We start from the raw sequence: 23,648 nt of genomic DNA on the forward strand, positions 1-23,648 counted from the left end.
TACTGTAAATATACGTCAAAGTGATTTTCTTTTCATTATTTTGACATCTCATTATGAATGCAACCCATCACGTTTACATCGCTCTAGGCAGTAATAAAGGCGACAGATTTAAGCATCTGCAGGATGCTGTTGATTTGATTTTTTCCGAAATAGGTACCATTCATAATATCGCTAAGGTTTACAATACACCAGCCGTAGGGTTTGATGGCGACGATTTCTTGAATACTTGTCTAGTGCTTGAAACCACCTTTTCGGCAGAGAAGGTTATGGATAAACTCCAGCAAATCGAAAAGCGAATGGGTCGTGAAAAAAGGCAGTCCGACACTTACGAATCCAGAATCATTGATTTGGACATTTTGTTTTACGACACGTGCATATTGAAAAGTGAACATCTGGTTGTCCCGCATCCTGAAATTCAAAATCGGCAATTTGTCTTACAACCTTTGAAAGATATTGCGCCTAAGTTGGAACACCCAGTTCTGAAGAAAAGTATGACCGATTTACAATCTGAATGTGCCGACCACAGTGAGATTGAAGCCATTAATATCTGGTTGAAAAATCCGACACGACAATATGATTTTTCCAAATTTAATTACATCGCAATAGAGGGTAATATCGGAGCGGGAAAAACAAGTTTGGCGCATCAAATATCTAACGATTTTAATGCAAAACTGATTTTGGAGCGTTTTGCAGATAATCCATTTCTGCCAAAATTCTATCAAGAGCCACAACGTTATGCCTTTACCTTGGAAATGTCTTTTTTGGCAGATCGCTATCAGCAAATAAGTGATGATTTGTCGCAATTGGATCTCTTTAAAGACTTTATTGTAAGCGATTATGATATTTATAAATCTTTAATTTTTTCGAAGATTACGTTGCCAGAAGATGAATTCAAACTGTACAGAAAGCTTTTTTATCTCATGTACAAGGATATCGCTAAGCCAGAACTGTATGTCTATCTTTATCAGAATACCGAACGACTGCAAGAGAATATCAAAAAACGCGGACGCGATTATGAACAAAATATTGATGATGCCTATCTGGAAAAAATCAATGCTGGCTATTTGGAGTTTTTAAAAAACCAAACCGAATTGAATGTAAAAATCATTGATGTTTCCGACAAGGACTTTGTGAATAATAGGAGAGATTATGTTTGGTTGCTCGGAGAGATTAACGAATGAGTCTATGGATGCGTAAAACAGTACATAGGTTATGAAGTAAATGTCACAATTCGTACAAAATGCTTACGATTTGACCTTCGTTTTCACTTATTTTTGATGTACACAAGACCTGTTGGCTTTTTATCTTGAGATGAAATGGTGCTTGGAGCAAATCAACACCACTTTTGTATTTGAGCCTGTTGCCTTGACCAGTTATCATATCGCGATTCGGAATAAAATGACCTATCGGCATATGTTCAGTTAAAATGAGATATTTATAAATTGATAGTTTCTTCGAAATGGTTTCAATCTCTTTATTTGATAAATGCTGAAGCACTTGTCTTAAAATGGCGCAATCTGCCTTTGGAAGTTCGTCTTTGACGATATCCATACAATCAAATTGGAGGTTTCCTTCTTGATACTTGGTTTTATTTCTTTCGATGAGTTTCTCAACAATATCAATCCCTATATAGCATTTGGAATATTTCAGGAGTTGTTTTCCAATATTAAAATCGCCACAGCCTAAATCACAGACGACTAAAGACCTGTTGTGAGATTCTAAAAAAGAGCTAACTGCCTCTAAATACGGATTTACAATTTTTGGATCGTGCGAGCCTTCACCAGAGTAAAAATCAAAATCAGTCCCACCCCAAAGGTGCTCGTCATAAATTTGTTCCATGACCTTTATAGTTGGCCACGGACTTTTATTGCGTTTATTCAAGAATTTATTGGTTTTGTGATTTTAGAAAATAAATCCCAAACTACAAGGCCACAACTCACCGAGATGTTTAAAGAGTGTTTGGTGCCAAATTGAGGAATTTCAATCACCATATCGCTCGCATTCACCACATCTTGAGCAACTCCTTTGACTTCATTTCCAAAAACCAAGGCATAAGTTTGACCATCTTCTGGGTAAAAGTCATAGAGCATGGTAGCACGCTCAGCTTGTTCTATAGCGACAACTTTTATATTTTCAGACTTTAATTGTTCAACGACCTCAAGTGTATGTTCAGCATAAGACCAATCTACGGTCTCTGTGCTTCCTAAAGCTGTTTTTCTAATATCGTTATGTGGAGGCGTTGCGGTAATACCACATAAATATATTTTTTCAATTAAAAAAGCATCACTGGTTCGAAAGACAGACCCAATATTATTCAAGCTCCGGATGTTATCTAACACGATAATCAAGGGTGTCTTTTTAGCTTGTTTGAACGCCTCTACGTCCAATCTATCGAGTTCGCTGTTTTTGAGTTTTCGCATGTTAAAATCTTATGCTATTTGTAGATAACTTATAAGGTTTCGGTTTTAGAAACCTTCAAATTATAAGTACTTTAGCAGTCTTACAATTTCAACAAAAATACACTTTAAAAGAGAATACCATTGGCTAAAAAAGCAAAAAAGGAAACACCATTAATGAAACAGTATAATACCATCAAGGCGAAATATCCGGATGCTTTGTTATTGTTTAGAGTGGGTGATTTCTATGAGACTTTTGGAGAAGATGCGATAAGAGCGTCTAAAATTCTCGATATTATATTGACAAAAAGAGGGGCTGGGAGTGAAACGGAAACGGAATTGGCTGGTTTTCCTCATCATTCGTTAAATACCTATTTACCTAAATTGGTTAAGGCTGGAGAGCGTGTGGCTATTTGTGATCAATTGGAAGATCCTAAACAAACCAAGACTATTGTTAAACGTGGTGTTACTGAATTGGTGACACCTGGTGTTGCTTTAAATGATGATATACTGCATTCCAAAACCAATAATTTTCTGGCGGCTGTTTATTTTGGAATCAACACTGTTGGAGTGTCTTTTTTAGATGTGTCAACAGGTGAGTTTCTCATGTCTCAAGGCAATCCTGAGTATGTTGATAAATTACTTCAGAATTTCAGACCCAGTGAAGTCCTGGTATCCAAACCGAATCGAAAAAAGTACGCAGATGCTTTCGGCGATGATTTTCATGCTTTCTTTTTGGAGGATTGGGTATTTCAGGATGATTACGCCAATGAGACCTTACGAAAACATTTTAAAATTGCGTCTCTCAAAGGTTTTGGAGTCGACGATTTATATGAAGGGATTGTGGCCTCAGGTGCTGTTTTGCATTATTTGAGTGAAACACAACACCATAAATTAGAGCATATTACAAGCATTCAGCGCTTGTCAAAAGGCGCTCATGTTTGGATGGATCGATTCACTATTAAGAATCTAGAACTATACCATTCTACCAACCAAAACGCGGTGACTTTAATTGAGGTCATTGATAAAACTATTTCTCCAATGGGAGGCCGACTTCTCAAACGATGGTTGGCATTACCTCTAGTAGATCTGGATAAGATAAATGAGCGGCACGATGTGGTAGCGTTTTTAAAAGATGATGCCGTTCTTCTTGGGAATGTGCAGCATCAGTTAAATCAAATAGGTGATATTGAACGCTTAATTTCAAAAGTGGCCACTGCTAAAATCACACCTCGTGAGGTCATTCAATTGAAAAACGCCTTGGAAGCCATAGTGCCTATAAAAGCATTGATTAGTCAAATAGATCATAAAGCTTTGCAGGACTTGGGAAATCAATTGGATGCTTGTGAAGCGCTTCGTGAGCGCATTAAAGCAACTTTAAATGAAGAGGCTCCAGTCAATATTTTAAAAGGTCAAACCATTTCATCAGATTTCTCTTCGGAACTAAAAGAGCTTCGAGAGCTGTCGGCATCTGGAAAGGATTATTTGGATCAAATGTTAGAGCGAGAGAGTCAGCGTACAGGTATTACCTCTCTAAAGATTGCTTCCAATAATGTTTTCGGGTATTATATTGAAGTGAGACACACGCATAAGGATAAGGTGCCTGAAGATTGGATTCGCAAACAGACCTTGGTTAGTGCTGAGCGCTATATTACAGAAGAGCTCAAAACATATGAGACGAAGATATTGGGAGCAGAAGAGCGTATTTTACTTATTGAACAGCAGCTATTTGCAGAATTGGTAAATTGGATTGGACAATTCATAAAACCTGTTCAGAAGAATGCAGCATTGATAGCCCAATTGGATTGTTTGTGTGGATTTGCAAAATTAGCGACAGAGAATAATTATTCTAGACCTTCCATAACAGAAGGGTTTTCGCTCAATATTAAAAATGGGAGGCATCCTGTCATTGAAAAGCAATTACCGCATGGCGAACCTTATATAGCCAATGATGTTTATTTAGACAGAGAACAGCAACAAATCATTATGATTACAGGACCTAATATGTCTGGTAAATCGGCGATATTACGTCAAACAGCCTTGATTGTGCTTTTGGCACAAATGGGAAGTTTTGTACCTGCTGAGAGTGTTGAAATAGGTTTAATAGATAAAATTTTCACGAGGGTTGGTGCTAGTGATAATATTTCCATGGGTGAATCCACCTTTATGGTTGAGATGAATGAAACGGCTTCCATCTTGAATAATATTTCTGAAAGAAGTTTGGTTTTATTAGACGAAATTGGTCGTGGTACAAGTACTTATGATGGGATTTCCATTGCATGGGCTATTAGTGAATATTTGCATGAACACCCGAGTAAAGCCAAAACACTTTTTGCAACGCATTACCATGAACTCAATGAAATGTCAGCAACATTTGAAAGAATCAAGAATTTTAATGTGTCTGTTAAGGAGCTGAAAGACAATGTGCTATTCTTGAGAAAGCTGGTTGAAGGAGGAAGTGAACACAGCTTTGGTATTCATGTGGCGAAAATGGCAGGAATGCCACAGCAAGTGATCCATCGGGCTAATAAAATCTTGAAGCAATTAGAGAAGTCGCATTCGAGTGAAGAGCTGACCGATAAGGTAAAGACACTTGAGAATGAGATGCAATTGAGTTTCTTTAATTTGGACGATCCGTTATTAGAGCAGATCAAGGAAGAGATCGTTAACATTGATATTGATACATTAACACCTGTTGAAGCCTTGATGAAACTTAATGAAATCAAGCGTATGTTGTTGAAAAAGAAGCGCGCATAAAAAAAATATTTTTTTTCTCAAAAAGGCTTTGCTTTTCTTAGAAAAGTCTTAAATTTGCCCTCGCAATTGTAACAAAGTTTGTCACAAAAATTGCTATAATGCGAAAGTAGCTCAGGGGTAGAGCATCACCTTGCCAAGGTGAGGGTCGCGGGTTCAAATCCCGTCTTTCGCTCTAATCCTGAAAAGAAATACCAAGCTGAAGTGGTGGAATTGGTAGACACGTTGGACTTAAAATCCAATGTCCATTAGGACGTACGGGTTCAAGTCCCGTCTTCAGTACAGATGAAAAGCCGAAACAAACGTTTCGGCTTTTTTATGTTTAATATCTTAGGAAGTTTACTTCGTAATGATTTTGAATACGAGCCATCATGACTACCCATAAAAAAAGCCTAGTAGGAACTAGGCTTTATAATTTGAACAAAAAGCTGAAATTAGTTATCGTCTCCCGCTACTTCTTCAACAGCTTCACCTGTAGCTTCAGCAGCTTCTTCCGTTTCTTCCACAGCCTTATCAATGGCTTTTCCGGCTTTTTCTAATGCGCCTTCTGTTTCCTCTGCAGCTTCTTCCGTTGCGTTTTCAACGGCATCTGCAGCGTTATCAGCTTCATTTTTAGTTTCTCTACATGATGAAACAGATACAACTAATGCTAATACTAACGCGATACTTAATATGATTTTTTTCATTTTGGTTTATTTAATTAAAAAAATTAGTGATTTTCTACTTCAGCCTTCATTTTGTCTGCAGCATCATTCACTGCATCCTTAGTGTCATTCATTGCATCTTCAGCATCTGCTTTCATTTTATTAGCGCCTTCTTCCATATCATCACCCATTGAGTCAACAGCTTCTTCTACTTCATCAGCAGCTTCTTCAAGAGCGTCTCCAGTAGCTTCAGCAGCTTCTTCAATAGCATCTCCAGCTTCTTCGGCAGCATTTTCAACCGCATCAGCAGCGTTGTCTGCACCTTCTTTTGTTTCTCTACATGATGTTACAGACACCACTAATGCCAATACTAAGGCAAGATTTAAAAATAATTTTTTCATTGTAATAGTTTTAGTGTTAATTGTTAATACACGAATTTAATAACTTATATTGAAATTTAGTTAAAAAATTTAACATTTATTGATTGGCTAAATTTCGAATAACGTGTTATATACGTATATATTTAGTGATTTGGACTACTGCGCCCTTGTTTTCTTTAATAAAATTAAAGTTCTTTAGACCAAAAGTTTTACGATCTGTGGATGAAGAAATAAATTGATTTAATTGAGATGCTAATTCAGATTGGTTACTAACGGATACCACGCCAGCATTTGCAATCATTGTGGATGCCTCTGGGAATTTTTCATAGTTCTGACCAATGATGATTGGCACTCCAAATACAGCAGGTTCCAAAATATTATGGAGTCCTGTTTTGCCCATGGCACCACCAACATATGCGATATCAGCATAGCTGTAAATTTTTGAAAGCAGACCAATCGTATCGACGATGAACACCGATGCAGATGACAACGTCTGCGATTTTTGGTCAGAATACAAGACGTATTTACCATCAAGAGAATCTCTAATATGATTGATGTGTTGTGACGTGATTTCGTGTGGTGCAATAATAAATTTTAGTTGCTCGCTTGCATGTTTGTTGATATATGGAATCAGTATGTTTTCATCTTCTGGCCACGAACTTCCAATAACCACGCAGATACTATTGCCTTTAAATTCTGAAATAAAATCAAGTGAGTTGTTCTGTGCTAATTGATCATATACCCTATCAAATCTGGTGTCACCTGCAACTGTGACATGTTTGTAGTTGATATCTGATAACAAGTCTTTCGAATTCCGATTTTGAACAAACATATGCTCAAAACTAAAGAGTGCTTTTCTTTGCTTTTTTCCGTAGAATTTGAAATAGATTTGATTATGTCGAAATAAGGCTGAAATCAAAATGGCTCGTCGATTTTGATTTTTTAATTCTATCAAAAAATGAGCCCAGATATCATATTTTACGAAAATCGTAAATTCTGGACGCACAAGTTCTAAGAATTTCTTAGCGTTTCGTTTTGTGTCCAATGGTAGATAAACAACGATATCTGCAACGTTCGTATTTTTTCTGATTTCATAACCTGAAGGAGAAAAAAATGTCAATACTATTGTATGTTCAGGATAGATTTTTTTTAGTACTTCAAAAACAGGAAGGCCTTGCTCATATTCTCCTAAAGATGCGCAATGAAACCACAGGCATCGGTCTGAATCATTCAGTTTTTCCTTTAACGTTTTGAAGGTCTTTCGTCTTCCATCAACGCCTAATTTAATTTTCCTATTGAATGGCGCTATAAGCTTTAAAAAAAATGAAAGTAGATGTATTCCGAGGTTGTACAATGCTTGAACGTTTTATCGTCTTGCTAAAATAGGGTTCTTTGAAATAAATTCATTGCTTTATGCTAATGAATTTCGTAATTTCGTCTAGTATGAAAAAAATTCAAATGGTTGACCTTAAGGGTCAATATAACAAAATAAAAGAAGCTGTAGATGCGTCAGTATTAGAAGTATTGGATTCCACGGCTTACATTAATGGACCTAGAGTTCATCAATTTCAGAAAAATTTAGAAAACTATTTAGGTGTCAAACATGTCATTCCATGTGCCAATGGTACTGACGCACTCCAGATTGCCATGATGGGCTTAGGTCTTCAGCCAGGAGATGAAGTCATCACAGCCGATTTTACCTTTGCAGCCACGGTTGAAGTGATTGCATTATTGCAATTGACACCAGTATTAGTGGACGTTGATCCGGTGACATTCAATATTGATGTTGATGCTATCAAAAAAGCCATAACGCCAAAAACAAAAGCGATCGTACCCGTTCATCTTTTTGGGATGTGTGCTAATATGGAAGCCATCATGGAAATTGCAAAGTCTCATAATTTATTCGTTATCGAAGATAATGCGCAAGCCATTGGTTCGACCTATACTTACAGCGATGGTACAAAGGCTAAATCAGGAACCATTGGTGACGTTGCGTCTACCTCTTTTTTTCCTTCAAAAAATTTAGGATGCTATGGTGATGGTGGCGCTATTTTTACTAATAATGATGAGCTGGCACATACCATTAGAGGAATTGTAAATCATGGCATGTATGAACGCTATCATCATGATGTGGTTGGTGTGAATTCTAGATTAGATTCCATTCAAGCAGCAATCTTGGATATTAAACTTGAACGACTCGATAGTTATAATAGAGCAAGACAAGTAGCGGCAAGAGCTTACAATAAGGCCTTTGAAGATCAAGAAAATATTATCGTACCTACGGGTAAAACAGTGTGCACTGGCATATGTAGTGATTGTGATTGTCATGTGTTTCATCAATATACCTTACGTGTGAAAAATGTGGATCGCGATGCCCTTGTAAAACATTTAAATGAACAAGGGATTCCTTGTGGTGTTTATTACCCCATCCCTTTACATCGTCAAAAAGCTTATGTGGACGACCGATACAATGAATCAGATTTTCCAGTTACCAATCAATTAGTAAAAGAAGTCATTTCTTTGCCGATGCATACCGAATTAGATGCTGAACAAATATCGTTTATTACTTCGACGGTTATAAATTTTGTCAATTCTTAACTATGAAGAAAATTCTTGTTACTGGTGGACTTGGATTTATTGGTTCTCATACGGTCGTTGAACTTCAAAATGAGGGTTTTGAAGTGGTGATTATAGATGATTTATCCAATTCGTCAATCGAAGTTTTAGATGGAATCACATCCATTACTGGAACAAAACCCATCTTCGAAAAGCTGGATTTAAAGCATGAGTCTTCCGTTATTGATTTTTTTAAAAAACACCATACGATTTCCGGAGTGATTCATTTTGCCGCAAGTAAAGCCGTAGGGGAAAGTGTTGAAAAACCCTTACTGTACTACGAAAACAACTTGAACACCTTAATTTATCTTCTGAAAGAAGTCTTGTTATTACCAGCATCCAACTTTATATTTAGTTCTTCATGTACTGTTTATGGACAAGCCGAAGAGATGCCTATTACTGAAAACGCACCTATACAACCTGCAGAATCACCTTATGGAAATACGAAGCAGATTGGAGAGGAGATTATTCGAGACACGTGCAAAGTCAATACCAATCTTAATGCCATTGCTTTACGTTATTTTAATCCTATTGGCGCACATTCAAGTGCTAAAATTGGAGAATTACCTATTGGTGTTCCACAAAATTTAGTGCCTTACATTACACAAACAGCTGCTGGTTTACGAGAAAGTTTATCGGTTTTTGGTAATGATTACCAAACTCCGGATGGTACTTGTATTCGAGACTACATTCATGTTGTAGATTTGGCGAAGGCTCATGTTGTTGCTTTACAACGATTATTGGAGCAAAAAAACACATCGAATTACGAAACATTTAATGTTGGCACTGGTGTAGGGAGTTCTGTTTTGGAAGTGATTAAGTCGTTTGAAAAAGTATCGGGACAAAATCTCAATTACAAGTTTGCAGCCAGAAGGGAAGGCGATATTACGTCTGCCTATGCACACACTGAAAAAGCCAATAAGATACTTGGTTGGAAGGCTAAATCTTCACTTGATGAGGCCATGAAATCTGCTTGGGACTGGGAGAAACATATTAGAAACTTATAAATCAACTATCATGAAAAACATGCTTCGACTTCTAGCACTTTTACTGACAACGTCGGTATTAGGGCAAAATACGTATTTGCATTGCGGAAAACTTATTGATACCAAAAGCGGTAATGTACTTACTGAGAAAACCATCGTTGTTTCTGGTTCAAAGATTACGGCTGTAGAGAATGGCTATCTTAATATATCCTCAGCAGAAGATGTTATTATTGATCTCAAGGATAAAACGGTCATGCCTGGTCTTATTGATATGCATGTTCATATCGAAAGTGAGACGAATCCTAAAGCCTATCTCGAAGATTATACCTTGAATGATGCCGATATAGCTTACAACGCTTTACGCTATGCGGAAGTTAGTCTTATGAATGGTTTTACTACTGTAAGAGATTTAGGAGGTACAGGTGTGAATGTCTCTCTAAAAAATGCGATAGCATCTGGTAAAGTGGTTGGCCCTAGAATTTTTACTGCGGAAAAAGCCTTAGCCACAACCGGTGGTCATGCAGATCCAACGAATGGTGCTAAGCGATCTTTAGTGGGTGATCCAGGTCCGAAAGACGGTGTTGTTAATGGTGTTGATGATGCGAAGAAAGCAGTGAGACAGCGCTACAAAAATGGTGCTGACCTTATTAAAATTACGGCTACAGGTGGCGTCTTAAGTGTTGCAAAAAGTGGTCAAAATCCGCAATTTTCTATAGAAGAAATTAAAGCCATTTGTGAAACCGCAAAAGATTACGGCTTTCATGTCGCAGCACACGCACATGGTGATGAAGGGATGCAACGCGCCATTAAAGGTGGTGTTAAAACTATAGAACATGGCACATTGATGAGTGAGGAAACCATGGAACTTATGAAACAATATGATGCGTATTTAGTGCCAACCATTACTGCGGGAAAATCTGTAACCGATAAGGCTAAAATTCCAGGATACTATCCTGAAGTTATCGTTGGTAAGGCCTTAGATATTGGACCTAAGATTCAAAATACATTTGGAAAGGCCTATAAAAAAGGTGTTGGAATTGCCTTTGGAACGGATGCTGGTGTGTTTTTTCACGGAGAAAATGGAAAGGAATTTGCCTATATGATGGAAGCGGGTATGCCTGCCATGGAAACCATCCAATCGGCGACAATAACCAATGCATTAATTCTGAAAATGGAGAATGAATTAGGGCAAGTTCAACCAGGTTTTTTAGCCGATATTATAGCCGTCAATGAGGATCCTACTGTCAATATAGGCACCATGGAAAACGTGGTTTTTGTAATGAAAGAAGGAAAAATCTATAAAAATTAACTTGTCAAATTCTCAATAGATAGCACTTCTAGATAAGGATATGATAATTATTTATTAGGATTTTTACGACTTTTCAATTTAAACGATTGATTAACAATGATTTAATACTTAAAACTTGGAATTGGTCCGGTATCTTCGTTACTTTGAAGCTTAATGATAAATGAAAACCAATGAAATTGATCAGTATTAAAAGAGAAACCAGACCAGAGGTTAGGTTTACCAAAAAGATGGGAGCACTCTCCACAAAAGTGACTTATATCAAGAAACAATTTTTAAACATTCCTTACAAAACGCTTCACAAATATCGCGAGACCTATTATGGTGAAGTCAAAGACTGTGACAATATTAGTTTAGCAAAATAAATAAAAAAACCGCTTCACTCGAAGCGGTTTTTTTATGCTTGTTGTTTTTTGTTTTTAGGAAATATTATCGCTAACAGAAGCACGATCATCCCAAAGGTAACAGACATGTCTGCAACATTGAAAATTCCAGTCCTAAAAGTATCATTAAGATGTAAGTAAAAGAAATCGGTCACTGATCCAAATGCGATTCTATCAAAGACATTGGCAATACCACCTCCAGCGATACAACAAAGTGCAATAAATGTAAGTCGATCTAAAGATCTATTGGTTAATATATAATATACTAAATATCCCAAAACACCCACAGGAAGTAGCAGTAAGAAAATAAGTTTTAATGGATAACTCATATCGCTACCCATCCCTAAAAATGCGCCTGTATTTTCAACATTCATCATGACAAAAAAATCGCCAATAACGTTGATTCTTTCTGATGGTTCAATATTTGCTCTTACAACGACTTTGGAAATTTGATCAATGGCAATATTGAATACTATAAGCCAAATCGCTCTTGCAGTTCTCGATAATTGCATAGGTTAAGCGTTTGATTCTAAAGTGGCAGAAGTTGTTTGAGCTTCTCTATTAATTTTTTTAACTAAACCTTGTAAAACTTTCCCTGGACCTACTTCCGTAAAGTGACTAGCACCATCCGTAATCATCTGTTGTACAGACTGTGTCCAGCGTACAGGAGCAGTTAATTGTGATATGAGATTCGCCTTAATCTCTTGTTCGTCAATAACAGCAGATGCTGTCACGTTTTGATAAATAGGGCATTTTGGTTTGCTAAATACCGTGTTTTCTATAGCCGCTGCCAATTCTTCTCTAGCTGGTTCCATTAACGGTGAGTGAAATGCACCTCCTACAGGAAGTACTAATGCACGTCGTGCTCCTTCTTCTTTTAAAGTCTCACAGGCCTTAGTAATCGCATCAATTTCACCAGAGATGACCAATTGTCCTGGACAATTATAATTAGCAGCAACGACGATACCTTCGGTAGTCGCACAAACTTTTTCTACAATATCATCATCCAATCCCAGAACAGCTGCCATCGTACTGGCCTGTAATTCACAGGCTTTTTGCATGGCTTGTGCACGCTGAGACACCAATTTTAAGCCGTCTTCAAAAGTCAAAGTTCCGTTAGCAACTAAAGCAGAAAATTCGCCTAAGGAATGACCAGCAACCATGTCTGGTTGAAAACTATCTCCTAAGGTTTTAGCTAATATTACAGAATGTAAGAATATCGCTGGTTGCGTGACCTTCGTTTCCTTTAAATCTTCAGCAGAACCTTCAAACATGATATCTGTGATTGGAAACCCTAAAATAGTATTGGCTTTTTCAAATAATTCTTGTGCTAGTGGAGAATTCTCATAGAGATCAAGACCCATTCCTGTGAATTGAGCGCCTTGACCAGGAAAAATATATGCGTTCATTGTGTTCAATTTTATGCGACAAAAATAGGAATAATATCTTAATGATGAATGCTTGGAGTGGAAGTGCTTTCAACTATAAATTACCTGTGGCTGCTTCTGCACAACGTTCACCGTCCATCGCAGCAGAAATAATTCCACCTGCGTAACCACCACCTTCACCGCAAGGGAACAAGTTCAAAAGCTCAGGATGTGCCAATTTATCATTTCTAGGGATATTTACAGGAGAAGATGTTCGAGATTCAACGCCAATAACATTTGCCTCTGAAGTATAATACCCTTTCATCTTTTCACCAAAAGCTTTGAAACCTTTTCGTAACGAACCTCCTATGATTTTTGGAAGTAATGAGTGCAGTGGAGCCGATTTTAAGCCTGGTTGGTATGAGGTTGGATTGAGGTCTTTAGATAAGCGACCTTCTACAAAATCTGTAAGTCGTTGCCCTGGTGCTGATTGTGATCGGCCTCCTGAGGTAAATGCCAAACGCTCTAAGTCCTTCTGAAATTCAAGACCTTTCAAGGCACCATGTATTTCATAGTTATTCAAATCTCTTTCGGCATTAATTTCAACCACAATTCCAGAATTGGCAAAGGCATTATTTCTTTTAGATGGTGACATGCCATTAACAACTACTTCTCCATTGGCTGTAGCGGCAGGGACAATAAAACCGCCAGGACACATACAGAACGAGTAGACACCTCTGTTATTCACTTGTTCAACTAAACTATACGCAGCCGCTGGAAGTAATGAATCACGTTCTTCGCCCTTACAATGGTACTGAATACCATCAATTATTTGTTGTGGATGCTCAACGCGTACACCCATAGCAAAAGATTTAGCTTCTAACGTTATCTGTTTGTTATGTAATAATGTAAAAATATCGCGTGCTGAATGACCTGTAGCTAAAATAACTTTTTCAACAGCCATTTCTTCACGGTTATTCAAAACGATGGATGTGATTTGTTGGTCATCGATAATGATATCTGTAAGGCGTGTATCAAAATGAATTTCCCCACCGTATGTTAAGATAGTTTCGCGAATATTCTGAACAACTTTTGGTAGTTTATTTGTGCCGATATGTGGATGAGCATCCACTAGAATTTGGTCTGTAGCACCATGGTAAACGAGGTTTTCAAAAATTTTCCTAACGTCTCCACGCTTGAGACTTCTGGTGTATAATTTACCATCACTATAGGTTCCGGCACCACCTTCACCGAAACAGTAGTTAGAATCTTCGTTAACAAAGTGATTTTGATTAATGGCTTTAAGATCTCGACGTCTATCTTGAACATTTTTTCCACGTTCTATGACAATGGGTTTAAAACCTAATTCAATACATCTTAAAGCGGCATACATACCTGCAGGACCAAAGCCTATGATATGAATTGGCTTAGCTTTTTTTACATCTTGATAGTTAAAGCTATATTGATCGTTCTCAGGTGGCTGTTCATTGATATAAACGTCTACCTTATAGTTTAAGATGATTGTTTTTTTTCTGGCATCTATCGATTTCCGAAGCACTTTTACTGCGGAAATATCCTCGATTTTGACATTGAGATGTTGAGACGCCTTATTAATCAAGATTCCAGCTTGACGCTCTTCTTGAAGTGAGATACGAAGTTGGAGTTGTTTGATCATGGTATAAAGATAAAGTAAACACTAAAAGTAATAATTTCAAAAGCCTGACGTTGTGAAAAACTAAAACTTATAAATTGAGCATTTAATGTTTGATGTAGGTTAAGAACGTAAAAGCGTACGCGTGTTTATCATCCTTCGGATGAAATTTAGCGTAGACTTCATGCCATTTTGTGAGATCTATTTTTGGAAAAAAGGTGTCTGCATTTGGAAATTCATGATGCACTCTTGTGATTTCAATTTTATCAGCAATGGCTATAGATTGTTTATATATTTCACCACCTCCTATAATAAATGGCTGAGTATCACTTCTCGCTGCATCTAAAGCATCTTCGAGATTATTAACCACAATGACACCATCAGGAGCTTTGTAAGCCTCTTGTCTTGTGATGACGATATGGGTGCGATTAGGTAATGGTTTAGGAAAACTTTCAAAGGTTTTACGACCCATAATAATGTGATGACCATTGGTCAATGATTTAAATCGTTTTAAATCATCACTCAGGTGCCAAATTAAGTCGTTGTCCTTACCAATGGCATTATTCTCACCTGCAGCCACGATGATGGTTAATTCAGATTTTTTTTTTTGAGGATGCGCTTTGGTCTCTTGAGCTAGATTATAAGCCTTGCTCTTCGCAATTTCAGTTTCCTCCTTTAAGAACTGCTGGGTCAATTTATCAATACGTTCTTGCTGTTTGGCTACTAAGGACTCACGCTGTTGGTCTTCCCAATCCTTACCCATGAATTTGTGAGTAATAAAAACGCTAATAAAGTGATAAATGAAGAATGCTAACCAAATGACGATGGCAATGACAAACCAATTTAGACCAGCGATGGTGACATCCTTCCCAATACCTAAGACCGTATTAGCCAAAATAAGAAAGACAGCACCTATCAAAAAGATGACAAAATGTATGTAAACGCGTTTCTTTTGCTTCATACGTTTTTCAGCATATTTTATTAAAGCTAGTTGTTCTTTGTCAATTTGTGGTGTTGATTTTTTTTTGCCGAACATAATAAAGAATTAAAGATTGTAAAGTTACACTATTTAACGCAAACGATGTAATAATTTTTTTTGGATGAACAGATCGATTTACGCAAACGTTGTAGGGCGTAACTGTATGAAAATCAACAATTAACATGTTGATTTTTTATTGAAAACAATTCAAACTAAAGACACTTTTATTATAAATATTAAATCAATGTATGCTTAAATTTATCAAATTGATAATTCTTTCATTTCTAATGCTTTATTCGTTTGCGACTGAAAGTTTCTTTTATACATTTGACCCAGAAACTAATTCATTATTATTATGGCTATTAAAAAACAATATTTAAAAAGCAAGCCAGTATGTAAGGTTACATTTTCTGTACCTGCAGAAGAAGCAAATGAAGTTGCCGTTGTTGGTACATTCAATGAGTGGAACCAGAATGCTGGGCAATTAAAAAAATTAAAAAATGGGACCTTTAAAGGTACCTTAGATTTGGAAACTGAAAACTCTTATGAGTTTAGATATGTAGTTGATGGTCAATGGGCCAACGACGAGCAAGCAGATGCCTATGCTTGGAATGATTTTGCAGCAGCTGAAAATGGCGTTATAAATTTATAATAGTTATTGCTTAACGACTTAAAAAAAGAGCTTTCAATGTTGAAAGCTCTTTTTAGTTTTATAAGTGTATTAAAAATAGAGTGTCATTAATAGACTGAAAGGTGTATCCACTGGAATACCGTCTAATAAACCCGGTTCTTTAAATTTGGGTAAACGTTTGGCAACTTTGATGGCTTCAATAGCAATAGCTTTATGATGTGCTTTGGCATTCACGTTTTCTATTTTGCCTTTTTTATTAATGGTGAACTCCAATAGAAATTGTGTTGATTTTTCCAAAGGCAATGCGCGACTCGCCAATTCAATATCATAGCTCATTTGTATAAAAGTCATGATTTTACGTTTTGAACATGCCTCGAGCTCCTTATTCGATGATTCTTTATCACAACCTCTATATACAGGAAATTTGCCTAATGAGCTGTTTTTATTGGCCGTTAATTCTTCGTTTAGTGGAAGTGAAAAAGGAACTGTTACCGCTACCCCTTTTTGTATGCCTGGAGTCATTTTAGGAATCAATTTTATAACACGAATTGCTTCAGCCTCTAAATATGTATCTTCAGCTCGAGCTTTCATATCAATAACCTTTCCTTCTTCATCTATCTTAAAAATCAACGCGATACGTTTCATGCCAGGATGAATATCTGAATTTTCATTGATCTCGGTATTGAAATTATCCTGAAAAAGCTGAGCAATTTTTTGTGACATGCACTTTTTTTTAAGGTCATTGCTTTTTTCGTTTTCACAACCTGGATAAACAGGAACATGTTCAATAACCATTAGTGGCTCTGAATCACTCTTACCTGCTATTGAATTTAATTCAGATTGCTTTAAGGTATTTTCTTGGCTAAAACTGACAAGTCCAAAGAGCATGGAGATTGCTGTAATAAGGTATTTCATAAGTTGTTAAACGGCAACAACGCCTTTAATATGTGGATGCGGATTGTAATCAACCAAGGTAAAGTCTTCAAATTTAAAATCAAAAATATCTTTTACTTCAGGATTTAAAATCATTTTTGGTAAAGGTCTAATATCTCTAGATAATTGTAGTTCTAGTTGCTCAAAATGATTGCTATAGATATGAGCATCACCAAACGTATGAATGAATTCGCCAGCTTCATAACCACAAACTTGTGCCATCATCATTGTAAACAAAGCATAGGATGCAATGTTAAATGGAACACCTAAAAAGATATCGGCGCTACGTTGGTAAAGTTGACATGATAATTTTCCGTTCGCCACGTAAAACTGAAAAAAGGCATGACAAGGAGGTAAAGCAGCTTTACCATTGGCCACATTCTCACTAAAGGATTTTGAAGTGTCTGGTAATACCGAAGGATTCCAGGCCGAGACTAACATGCGTCGACTGTTTGGGTTGTTTTTTAATGTGTGTATGACTTCTTTTATTTGATCGATGTTGTCACTATTCCAGTTGCGCCATTGGTGTCCATAAACAGGTCCTAAATCGCCATTTTCATCCGCCCATTCATTCCAAATACGCACACCATTTTCAGTTAAGTAATTGATGTTGGTATCGCCTTTCAAAAACCAAAGGAGTTCATATATAATTGATTTTAAATGGAGTTTTTTAGTGGTTACCATCGGAAAACCTTCACTTAAATCAAATCGCATTTGATAGCCAAAAACACTTTTCGTTCCAGTGCCTGTGCGATCGCCTTTCTCATTCCCTTGTTCTAAAACATGTTTTACTAAGTCGTGGTATTGTTTCATATTCCTCTTCCCTTAATCCGGGAATTTCAATTTAATTGTACTTGATATTTCAGAAAATAAAAATAAAAATAAGGGTCGAATCTTTATAGATTCAACCCTTTATAATATTAAAAGTTATTAACTAATGTCTAAAATATTAGCCAATAATCATTCCTGCGATGGTTGCAGAGATTAAGGATGCTAATGTCCCACCAATTAATGCCTTCATCCCAAATTTTGATAACTGTGTTCTTTGTCCTGGAGCCAAGGAGCCGATGCCACCAATTTGGATACCTATAGATGCAAAGTTGGCAAAACCACAAAGCATATAGGTTGCCATTATGATGGACTTTTCATATTTTAAATGGGTCGCACTTGCTACATCTTTAAGATCTGCTAATTGGATGTAACCAATGAATTCACTTGCTGCTAATTTGATGCCTAATAATTGGCCCATAAGTGCCATGTCTTCAGAAGCAACACCGATTAACCACATTAATGGCGCAAAAATATAACCTAAAATAAACTCCAGCGATAGCGCTTCGTAAGGGGTGTTTTGAGCAATAATTTCATTGAGAGAGGTAAAATGCCAATCAATATTCAAGGCTTTAATCGAGAAACCATCAAATCCTGCAATGCCACCTAAAATCCCATTGAACATCGCAATGAATGCCACAAAAACTAATAACATAGCACCAACATTTACGGCTAGTCTCAGCCCTTCAGTCGTGCCGTTTGCAATGGCTTCGAGTATATTGGAGCCTATCTTTTCTTGTGATACCGATACATCTGTATTCACTTTTTCAGTTTGAGGGAACAGTATTTTTGAAATGACGATGGCGCCTGGTGCTGCCATCACAGATGCCGCTAATAAGTGTTTTGCATAAAATAGTTGTAACGCTTCATCCTCACCACCTAAAAAGCCAATGTAAGCCGCTAAGACCGCGCCTGCGACCGTAGCCATGCCGCCAATCATAACAAGCAAGATTTCGGACTTGTTCATTTTTTCTAAATACGCTTTTATGAGAAGTGGTGCTTCTGTTTGTCCTAAAAAAATGTTGCCCGCAACACTGAGACTTTCTGCGCCAGAAATGCCTAATAATTTTGTTAGCAACCATCCCATGCCTTTTACCACTTTCTGTATTAGCCCTAAATAAAATAACACGGAGGTTAAAGCTGAAAAGAATATGATTGTTGGTAACACTTGAAATGCAAAAATGAACCCGAAAGAATTGACGTCTAACATGCCTCCAAAAAGAAATTCGCTACCCGCTTGTGTAAAGCCAAGTATGGCTATAAAACCTTGACCTACAAATTCGAATGCCGATTTAACAAAATCGACTTTCAGCACACCAATAGCTATAATGAGTTGGAAAGCCAAACCTAATCCAATGGTTTTCCAATTAATGGCTTTGCGATTACTACTAAATAAAAAGGCAATGCAAATAAGGCTAAACATTCCCAAGATACCTCGCCATAAGCTAGTAAAAGAAAAGCCTTGACTTGGAATGATATCATCCGTGACAGGAATACTGGCAATAGTTTCAGTGGGTTCTGAGGTCTTAAATTTATAAAGCGTGTTTTTTTCTGAAAACACCAGCGTGGAATCTGTGAGTTCTTTTATTCTATAGCGCTTGATTGTATCTGTTGGTTGTAAATAATAAAAAACCAATAAATTGTTTTGGTAAATGTAATCTCCAGAGGCCTTGAGATTATTTTTTGCGGCTAGTTGGTATTCAAATTGTCCAGCTTCTAAATGAAGAACATCGTCTTCGGTGATTTCAAAAAGAGGTGTTCCTTCCGTGCTTTGGATAGCTTCAAACCGCCATTTTTTTTCAATGTCTTGACCAAAAGCTCCAGTGATTACAAAAAAAATAGCTGTAACAGCTAAAAAAAAATGTTTCATGAGTTAGGCGTTAGCGTTTAGATATTTCATCCCTAATTTTAGCAGCTTTCTCATAATCTTCATTATTGACAGCTTCATCGAGTAGTACATTTAATTCTTCGAGTGATTTATCTGAATAATTATCTTGAATACTGGCTTCTATTTCTTCAACAACCATATCATCAACAAGAATAGAATCTTGCTCTTCACTCTCTTTTTTAGGATTTACTTTGAGATAGATACCTGCTTTGTCTAGTATATTCTTGTAAGTAAAAATGGGTGCTTTAAACCGTAAAGCTAAAGCTATGGCATCACTAGTCCTGGCATCAATGATTTCTTCTATCTTATCACGTTCACAAATTAAACTTGAATAAAACACACCATCCACTAATTTGTGAATGATGACTTGTTTAACAACAATGTCAAAACGATCAGCGAAATTTTTAAATAAATCATGGGTGAGTGGTCTTGGAGGTCTGATCTCCTTTTCTAAAGCTATCGCGATAGATTGTGCTTCAAAAGCTCCTATAACTATGGGTAATTTCCGATCACCATCCACTTCATTTAGAATCAAGGCATACGCACCATTTTGGGTTTGACTGTATGATATTCCTTTTATGTTTAATCTAACTAAGCTCATAATTTATAAAACGCAAAGAACTGTTTTAATTAGGACTTTACCAACTGCAAAATGCAGATTTATGTATAAAGAACCAAATCAAAACAGCCCTTTCAAACTACAATTTATAAAAAATTATGCGTTTTGAGCTTTAAATGCTTTTAATTTTTCGATGAGTTTTGGCACGACCTCAAAGGCATCTCCAACCACACCATAATCGGCAGCTTTAAAGAATGGTGCTTCCGGATCTGTGTTGATAACCACTTTCACCTTTGAAGCATTAATTCCTGCCAAATGCTGTATTGCACCTGAAATACCAATAGCAATATAAAGGTTAGAAGCTACAGGCTTTCCTGTTTGTCCAACGTGCTCACTATGTGGTCGCCATCCTAAATCTGATACAGGTTTAGAGCAGGCAGTTGCTGCACCTAAAACTTCTGCTAATTCTTCAATCATTCCCCAATTTTCTGGGCCCTTAAGTCCGCGTCCTCCTGAGACTACTATCTCTGCATCTGCAATCGTGACCTTGTCGGTAGCTTTGTCAACCGACTGTACATTCACACCGGACTCTGGAAGTGAAGGCGAGAAGTCTTCTGTTGCTGCATTTCCACTGGATTCTACCAATCCGAAGGCGTTTTTAGAGACACCAACAATTTTAACGTCGGTATCAATGGTGGTCATATTGAAGGCTTTATTGGTAAATGCGGTTCGTTTAACCGTAAATGGAGAAGTGCTTTCAGGAGCTTCTACGACATTAGAGGCATAACCTGCATCTAGGCCAATGGCTAATATTGGTGCCAAGTATTTGCTATCTGCACTAGAGCTAACAATCACTACTTTAGATCCTTCTTGCTTTGCGGCTTGTTCGATGACGCTGGCATAGGTCTTGGCATTGAATTTATCTAAATCACCACTTGAAGCATGAAGCACTTTATCTACGCCATACTTTCCTAATTCTGAAGTATCTCCTGCGTTAATAGCAACCGCAGTGACCGTCGTTCCCATTAAGTCCGCAACGGCTTTTGCATAAGAAGCTACTTCTAGTGCTACTTTTTTAAATGTTCCTTGTTCTGATTCTGTATATACTAAAACTGACATGTTTCTTTTTGTTTTTTGAGTTGATTAAATGACTTTAGCTTCGTTGTGAAGTAAGTTAACTAATTCATCGATGTTGTCTGGTTCAACAAGCGTAACAGCACCTTTTGGAGCTGGCTTCTCAAACTTGATGGAGTTAGTTTCTGTAGCAGCGCCAACAGGCTCAGTTACAGATAATGGCTTTTGACGCGCCATCATAATACCTCTCATATTAGGAATACGAAGATCACTCTCCTCAACCAATCCTTTTTGACCACCAATAACTAATGGTAGACTTGTTGCAACCGTTTCCTTTCCACCATCTATTTCTCGCATGGCTGTGGCGTTTGAACCATCAACTTCGAGTTGGATACAATTTGTGACAAAGTTAGCTCCTGTTAAGGCAGCTAACATGCCAGGAACCATACCTCCATTATAGTCAATAGACTCACGACCTGCAATGACTAAATCATAGCCTCCTTCTTTCACCACATTGGCTAATTCTTTCGCAACTTGAAAACCGTCTTTAGCATCAGCATTAACTCTAATAGCAGCATCTGCACCAATTGCTAAGGCTTTACGAAGCGTCGGCTCAGTTTCTGGTCCGCCAACATTGACTACGGTCACATTTGCGCCTTGCTTTTCTTTGAACCACATGGCACGTGTTAAACCAAATTCATCGTTAGGATTAATGACGAATTGAACACCATTGGTGTCAAATTTTGTATCGTTTTCTGTGAAATTAATCTTTGAAGTCGTATCAGGTACATGACTAATACATACTAATATTTTCATATTGAAATTATTTTTTTTTGAGTGTAACAGTTTTCTAAAGCACGAAGATAATTATAATAATTCGAATTTTACTATGCGTGCATAATAAAATTTTGTGAAAATTAGTCATTGGGTGATTTTAATTATGATATTCTCATAAATCGACTTCCTATTTGTGAATTACACAATGTTTTTTATCGGATGGGCTTATCGGCATTTAGTGTTTCACCTTTAAATTGGATGCTCTTTGACACACGAGTTTTACGAATCCTTTTGTCGATTGGTTTTCATGTCTATTTTTATAGGATTTTATAATCAATAATTATTACTTTTGCTATTCGTTTAAAAAACTAACATATGAAAACGATTCAATTTAGAGAAGCAATTGCCGAAGCTATGAGTGAGGAAATGCGCAGAGATGAAAGCATTTACTTAATGGGAGAGGAAGTGGCAGAATATAATGGTGCTTACAAAGCTTCTAAAGGAATGTTGGATGAGTTTGGGCCAAAACGTGTTATTGACACACCAATTGCAGAACTTGGTTTTGCGGGAATTGCCATTGGGTCAACAATGACTGGCAATCGTCCTATCGTAGAGTACATGACTTTTAATTTCTCATTGGTAGGAATAGATCAAATTATAAATAATGCGGCTAAAATCAGACAAATGTCTGGAGGTCAGTTTAAATGTCCGATTGTATTTCGAGGGCCTACAGCTTCAGCTGGGCAATTAGCAGCAACGCATTCTCAAGCCTTTGAAAGTTGGTTCGCCAATACTCCTGGTTTGAAAGTTGTTGTACCCTCTAATCCATACGACGCTAAAGGCTTATTAAAATCAGCGATTAGAGATGACGATCCTGTTATTTTTATGGAAAGTGAACAGATGTATGGTGACAAAGGGGAAGTGCCAGAAAGCGAATATACAATTCCTCTAGGTGTTGCAGATATCAAACGTGAAGGTACAGATGTGACGATTGTTTCCTTCGGAAAAATTATTAAAGAGGCCTACAAGGCAGCTGATGAATTAGAAAAAGAAGGGATATCTTGTGAAATCATTGATTTGAGAACGGTTCGACCTATGGATAGAAATGCCATACTAAAATCCGTGAAGAAAACAAATAGATTGGTAGTTTTGGAAGAGGCTTGGCCTTTCGGAAATGTGGCTACTGAAATCACCTATTTAGTACAATCTGAAGCCTTTGATTATTTGGATGCTCCTATTGTCAAAATTAATACAGCTGATACGCCTGCGCCATATTCACCGGTACTTTTGGAAGAGTGGTTGCCGAATAGTGATGAGGTGGTAAAAGCCGTCAAAAAAGTACTTTACAAATAAATAAACCGCAATTTTTTGCGTTATAAAAACTTCATTAGCACGATTGTTGATGAAGTTTTTCAATTATTAAGCCTACATTGGCATTTTGCCAACAATTCTGTTTCAGAAATTTTTGATTGAGTAATCAGATGATAAGAGAATTG

The 23,648-nt window shown here is 37.1% G+C and carries 23 protein-coding genes and 2 tRNA genes; 10 read left to right on the plus strand and 15 right to left on the minus strand.

Features of this window, described 5'->3' with window-relative positions:
* Positions 1-53 precede the first annotated feature (53 nt).
* Positions 54-1,181, plus strand: a complete 1,128-nt coding sequence (gene folK, locus ACU8DI_RS13305) for a 2-amino-4-hydroxy-6-hydroxymethyldihydropteridine diphosphokinase (RefSeq protein WP_447113277.1) — start codon at positions 54-56, stop codon at positions 1,179-1,181.
* A gap of 43 nt (positions 1,182-1,224) precedes the next feature.
* On the opposite strand, the gene ACU8DI_RS13310 is transcribed toward folK, so the two are convergent.
* On the minus strand, positions 1,225-1,881 hold the full coding sequence (locus ACU8DI_RS13310) for a methyltransferase domain-containing protein (RefSeq protein ID WP_447113278.1): 657 nt from the start codon (positions 1,879-1,881) through the stop codon (positions 1,225-1,227).
* Complete coding sequence (locus tag ACU8DI_RS13315) at positions 1,878-2,420, minus strand: RNA methyltransferase (protein ID WP_447113279.1); 543 nt, start codon at positions 2,418-2,420, stop codon at positions 1,878-1,880. Before ACU8DI_RS13315 ends, ACU8DI_RS13310 begins: the two co-directional genes overlap by 4 nt.
* Before the next feature lie 120 nt (positions 2,421-2,540).
* On the opposite strand from ACU8DI_RS13315, the gene mutS reads away from it, so the two are divergent.
* The 3 genes from mutS (at position 2,541) to ACU8DI_RS13330 (ending at position 5,432) form a co-directional block, all read left to right on the plus strand.
* Positions 2,541-5,153, plus strand: coding sequence for a DNA mismatch repair protein MutS (mutS, locus tag ACU8DI_RS13320; RefSeq protein ID WP_447113280.1), 2,613 nt, complete (start codon positions 2,541-2,543; stop codon positions 5,151-5,153).
* 100 nt (positions 5,154-5,253) lie between these two features.
* Positions 5,254-5,325, plus strand: a tRNA-Gly gene (locus ACU8DI_RS13325).
* Positions 5,326-5,348: 23 nt separating this feature from the next.
* Positions 5,349-5,432, plus strand: a tRNA-Leu gene (locus ACU8DI_RS13330).
* 152 nt (positions 5,433-5,584) lie between these two features.
* Here the strand turns inward: ACU8DI_RS13330 and ACU8DI_RS13335 are convergent.
* The 3 genes from ACU8DI_RS13335 to ACU8DI_RS13345 form a co-directional block, all read right to left on the minus strand.
* Entirely contained in the window at positions 5,585-5,836 is a 252-nt protein-coding gene (locus ACU8DI_RS13335; protein ID WP_447113281.1) for a hypothetical protein, read from the minus strand.
* A 23-nt stretch (positions 5,837-5,859) separates the two neighbouring features.
* Positions 5,860-6,195 carry a hypothetical protein gene (locus tag ACU8DI_RS13340; RefSeq protein WP_447113282.1) on the minus strand — a complete coding sequence of 112 codons (336 nt, stop codon included), beginning with the start codon at positions 6,193-6,195 and terminating at the stop codon, positions 5,860-5,862.
* A gap of 106 nt (positions 6,196-6,301) precedes the next feature.
* Complete coding sequence (locus tag ACU8DI_RS13345; protein WP_447113283.1) at positions 6,302-7,528, minus strand: 3-deoxy-D-manno-octulosonic acid transferase; 1,227 nt, start codon at positions 7,526-7,528, stop codon at positions 6,302-6,304.
* Positions 7,529-7,617: 89 nt separating this feature from the next.
* Here ACU8DI_RS13345 and ACU8DI_RS13350 point away from each other — a divergent pair, with 89 nt between their 5' ends.
* From ACU8DI_RS13350 to ACU8DI_RS13365, 4 genes are all read left to right on the plus strand, one after another.
* The gene (locus tag ACU8DI_RS13350; protein ID WP_447113284.1) at positions 7,618-8,772 is read left to right on the plus strand and encodes a DegT/DnrJ/EryC1/StrS family aminotransferase; all 1,155 of its coding nucleotides are present in this window, start codon (positions 7,618-7,620) and stop codon (positions 8,770-8,772) included.
* Positions 8,773-8,774: 2 nt separating this feature from the next.
* A complete protein-coding gene (gene galE / locus ACU8DI_RS13355; protein WP_447113285.1) occupies positions 8,775-9,797 on the plus strand; it encodes a UDP-glucose 4-epimerase GalE in 1,023 nt (340 codons plus the stop codon).
* A 10-nt stretch (positions 9,798-9,807) separates the two neighbouring features.
* Entirely contained in the window at positions 9,808-11,085 is a 1,278-nt protein-coding gene (locus tag ACU8DI_RS13360) for an amidohydrolase family protein (protein ID WP_447113286.1), read from the plus strand.
* Positions 11,086-11,255: 170 nt separating this feature from the next.
* Positions 11,256-11,447, plus strand: a complete 192-nt coding sequence (locus tag ACU8DI_RS13365; RefSeq protein ID WP_447113287.1) for a hypothetical protein — start codon at positions 11,256-11,258, stop codon at positions 11,445-11,447.
* A gap of 32 nt (positions 11,448-11,479) precedes the next feature.
* Here ACU8DI_RS13365 and lspA read toward each other — a convergent pair whose 3' ends face one another.
* The 4 genes from lspA to ACU8DI_RS13385 all read right to left on the minus strand — a co-directional run bounded on the left by lspA (position 11,480) and on the right by ACU8DI_RS13385 (position 15,519).
* On the minus strand, positions 11,480-11,977 hold the full coding sequence (gene lspA / locus ACU8DI_RS13370; RefSeq protein ID WP_447113288.1) for a signal peptidase II: 498 nt from the start codon (positions 11,975-11,977) through the stop codon (positions 11,480-11,482).
* A 3-nt stretch (positions 11,978-11,980) separates the two neighbouring features.
* Positions 11,981-12,874, minus strand: coding sequence for an ACP S-malonyltransferase (fabD, locus tag ACU8DI_RS13375; RefSeq protein ID WP_447113289.1), 894 nt, complete (start codon positions 12,872-12,874; stop codon positions 11,981-11,983).
* Positions 12,875-12,947: 73 nt separating this feature from the next.
* Complete coding sequence (locus ACU8DI_RS13380; protein WP_447113290.1) at positions 12,948-14,507, minus strand: NAD(P)/FAD-dependent oxidoreductase; 1,560 nt, start codon at positions 14,505-14,507, stop codon at positions 12,948-12,950.
* A gap of 82 nt (positions 14,508-14,589) precedes the next feature.
* Positions 14,590-15,519, minus strand: coding sequence for a dihydrofolate reductase (locus tag ACU8DI_RS13385; protein WP_447113291.1), 930 nt, complete (start codon positions 15,517-15,519; stop codon positions 14,590-14,592).
* A gap of 298 nt (positions 15,520-15,817) precedes the next feature.
* On the opposite strand from ACU8DI_RS13385, the gene ACU8DI_RS13390 reads away from it, so the two are divergent.
* Positions 15,818-16,114: an isoamylase early set domain-containing protein gene (locus ACU8DI_RS13390; protein WP_447113292.1), complete on the plus strand. Its 297-nt coding sequence runs from the start codon at positions 15,818-15,820 to the stop codon at positions 16,112-16,114.
* A gap of 69 nt (positions 16,115-16,183) precedes the next feature.
* Here ACU8DI_RS13390 and ACU8DI_RS13395 read toward each other — a convergent pair whose 3' ends face one another.
* The 6 genes from ACU8DI_RS13395 to ACU8DI_RS13420 form a co-directional block, all read right to left on the minus strand.
* Positions 16,184-17,008: a hypothetical protein gene (locus tag ACU8DI_RS13395; protein WP_447113293.1), complete on the minus strand. Its 825-nt coding sequence runs from the start codon at positions 17,006-17,008 to the stop codon at positions 16,184-16,186.
* Between the two features lie 6 nt (positions 17,009-17,014).
* On the minus strand, positions 17,015-17,839 hold the full coding sequence (locus ACU8DI_RS13400) for a thymidylate synthase (RefSeq protein ID WP_447113294.1): 825 nt from the start codon (positions 17,837-17,839) through the stop codon (positions 17,015-17,017).
* 136 nt (positions 17,840-17,975) lie between these two features.
* Entirely contained in the window at positions 17,976-19,724 is a 1,749-nt protein-coding gene (locus tag ACU8DI_RS13405) for a nucleoside transporter C-terminal domain-containing protein (RefSeq protein ID WP_447113295.1), read from the minus strand.
* A 10-nt stretch (positions 19,725-19,734) separates the two neighbouring features.
* Complete coding sequence (locus ACU8DI_RS13410) at positions 19,735-20,343, minus strand: bifunctional nuclease domain-containing protein (protein WP_447113296.1); 609 nt, start codon at positions 20,341-20,343, stop codon at positions 19,735-19,737.
* A 114-nt stretch (positions 20,344-20,457) separates the two neighbouring features.
* On the minus strand, positions 20,458-21,420 hold the full coding sequence (locus ACU8DI_RS13415) for an electron transfer flavoprotein subunit alpha/FixB family protein (RefSeq protein WP_447113297.1): 963 nt from the start codon (positions 21,418-21,420) through the stop codon (positions 20,458-20,460).
* A 24-nt stretch (positions 21,421-21,444) separates the two neighbouring features.
* The gene (locus tag ACU8DI_RS13420; protein WP_447113298.1) at positions 21,445-22,191 is read right to left on the minus strand and encodes an electron transfer flavoprotein subunit beta/FixA family protein; all 747 of its coding nucleotides are present in this window, start codon (positions 22,189-22,191) and stop codon (positions 21,445-21,447) included.
* Positions 22,192-22,527: 336 nt separating this feature from the next.
* On the opposite strand from ACU8DI_RS13420, the gene ACU8DI_RS13425 reads away from it, so the two are divergent.
* Positions 22,528-23,505, plus strand: coding sequence for a pyruvate dehydrogenase complex E1 component subunit beta (locus ACU8DI_RS13425; protein WP_447113299.1), 978 nt, complete (start codon positions 22,528-22,530; stop codon positions 23,503-23,505).
* Positions 23,506-23,648: the final 143 nt, after the last annotated feature.

It is taken from the genome of Psychroserpens sp. BH13MA-6, assembly GCF_052983595.1.

What these genes read in the sequence shown, in the direction of transcription:
- ACU8DI_RS13405 (WP_447113295.1), bottom strand. Translation starts at nt 19,724, where the DNA reads ATGAAACATTTTTTTTTAGCTGTTACAGCTATTTTTTTTGTAATCACT.
- folK (WP_447113277.1), top strand. Translation starts at nt 54, where the DNA reads ATGAATGCAACCCATCACGTTTACATCGCTCTAGGCAGTAATAAAGGC.
- ACU8DI_RS13365 (WP_447113287.1), top strand. Translation starts at nt 11,256, where the DNA reads ATGAAATTGATCAGTATTAAAAGAGAAACCAGACCAGAGGTTAGGTTT.
- fabD (WP_447113289.1), bottom strand. Translation starts at nt 12,874, where the DNA reads ATGAACGCATATATTTTTCCTGGTCAAGGCGCTCAATTCACAGGAATG.
- ACU8DI_RS13425 (WP_447113299.1), top strand. Translation starts at nt 22,528, where the DNA reads ATGAAAACGATTCAATTTAGAGAAGCAATTGCCGAAGCTATGAGTGAG.
- ACU8DI_RS13410 (WP_447113296.1), bottom strand. Translation starts at nt 20,343, where the DNA reads ATGAGCTTAGTTAGATTAAACATAAAAGGAATATCATACAGTCAAACC.
- ACU8DI_RS13395 (WP_447113293.1), bottom strand. Translation starts at nt 17,008, where the DNA reads ATGAAATACCTTATTACAGCAATCTCCATGCTCTTTGGACTTGTCAGT.
- ACU8DI_RS13335 (WP_447113281.1), bottom strand. Translation starts at nt 5,836, where the DNA reads ATGAAAAAAATCATATTAAGTATCGCGTTAGTATTAGCATTAGTTGTA.
- galE (WP_447113285.1), top strand. Translation starts at nt 8,775, where the DNA reads ATGAAGAAAATTCTTGTTACTGGTGGACTTGGATTTATTGGTTCTCAT.
- lspA (WP_447113288.1), bottom strand. Translation starts at nt 11,977, where the DNA reads ATGCAATTATCGAGAACTGCAAGAGCGATTTGGCTTATAGTATTCAAT.
- ACU8DI_RS13360 (WP_447113286.1), top strand. Translation starts at nt 9,808, where the DNA reads ATGAAAAACATGCTTCGACTTCTAGCACTTTTACTGACAACGTCGGTA.
- ACU8DI_RS13420 (WP_447113298.1), bottom strand. Translation starts at nt 22,191, where the DNA reads ATGAAAATATTAGTATGTATTAGTCATGTACCTGATACGACTTCAAAG.
- ACU8DI_RS13390 (WP_447113292.1), top strand. Translation starts at nt 15,818, where the DNA reads ATGGCTATTAAAAAACAATATTTAAAAAGCAAGCCAGTATGTAAGGTT.
- ACU8DI_RS13380 (WP_447113290.1), bottom strand. Translation starts at nt 14,507, where the DNA reads ATGATCAAACAACTCCAACTTCGTATCTCACTTCAAGAAGAGCGTCAA.
- ACU8DI_RS13340 (WP_447113282.1), bottom strand. Translation starts at nt 6,195, where the DNA reads ATGAAAAAATTATTTTTAAATCTTGCCTTAGTATTGGCATTAGTGGTG.
- ACU8DI_RS13350 (WP_447113284.1), top strand. Translation starts at nt 7,618, where the DNA reads ATGAAAAAAATTCAAATGGTTGACCTTAAGGGTCAATATAACAAAATA.
- ACU8DI_RS13315 (WP_447113279.1), bottom strand. Translation starts at nt 2,420, where the DNA reads ATGCGAAAACTCAAAAACAGCGAACTCGATAGATTGGACGTAGAGGCG.
- ACU8DI_RS13400 (WP_447113294.1), bottom strand. Translation starts at nt 17,839, where the DNA reads ATGAAACAATACCACGACTTAGTAAAACATGTTTTAGAACAAGGGAAT.
- ACU8DI_RS13385 (WP_447113291.1), bottom strand. Translation starts at nt 15,519, where the DNA reads ATGTTCGGCAAAAAAAAATCAACACCACAAATTGACAAAGAACAACTA.
- ACU8DI_RS13415 (WP_447113297.1), bottom strand. Translation starts at nt 21,420, where the DNA reads ATGTCAGTTTTAGTATATACAGAATCAGAACAAGGAACATTTAAAAAA.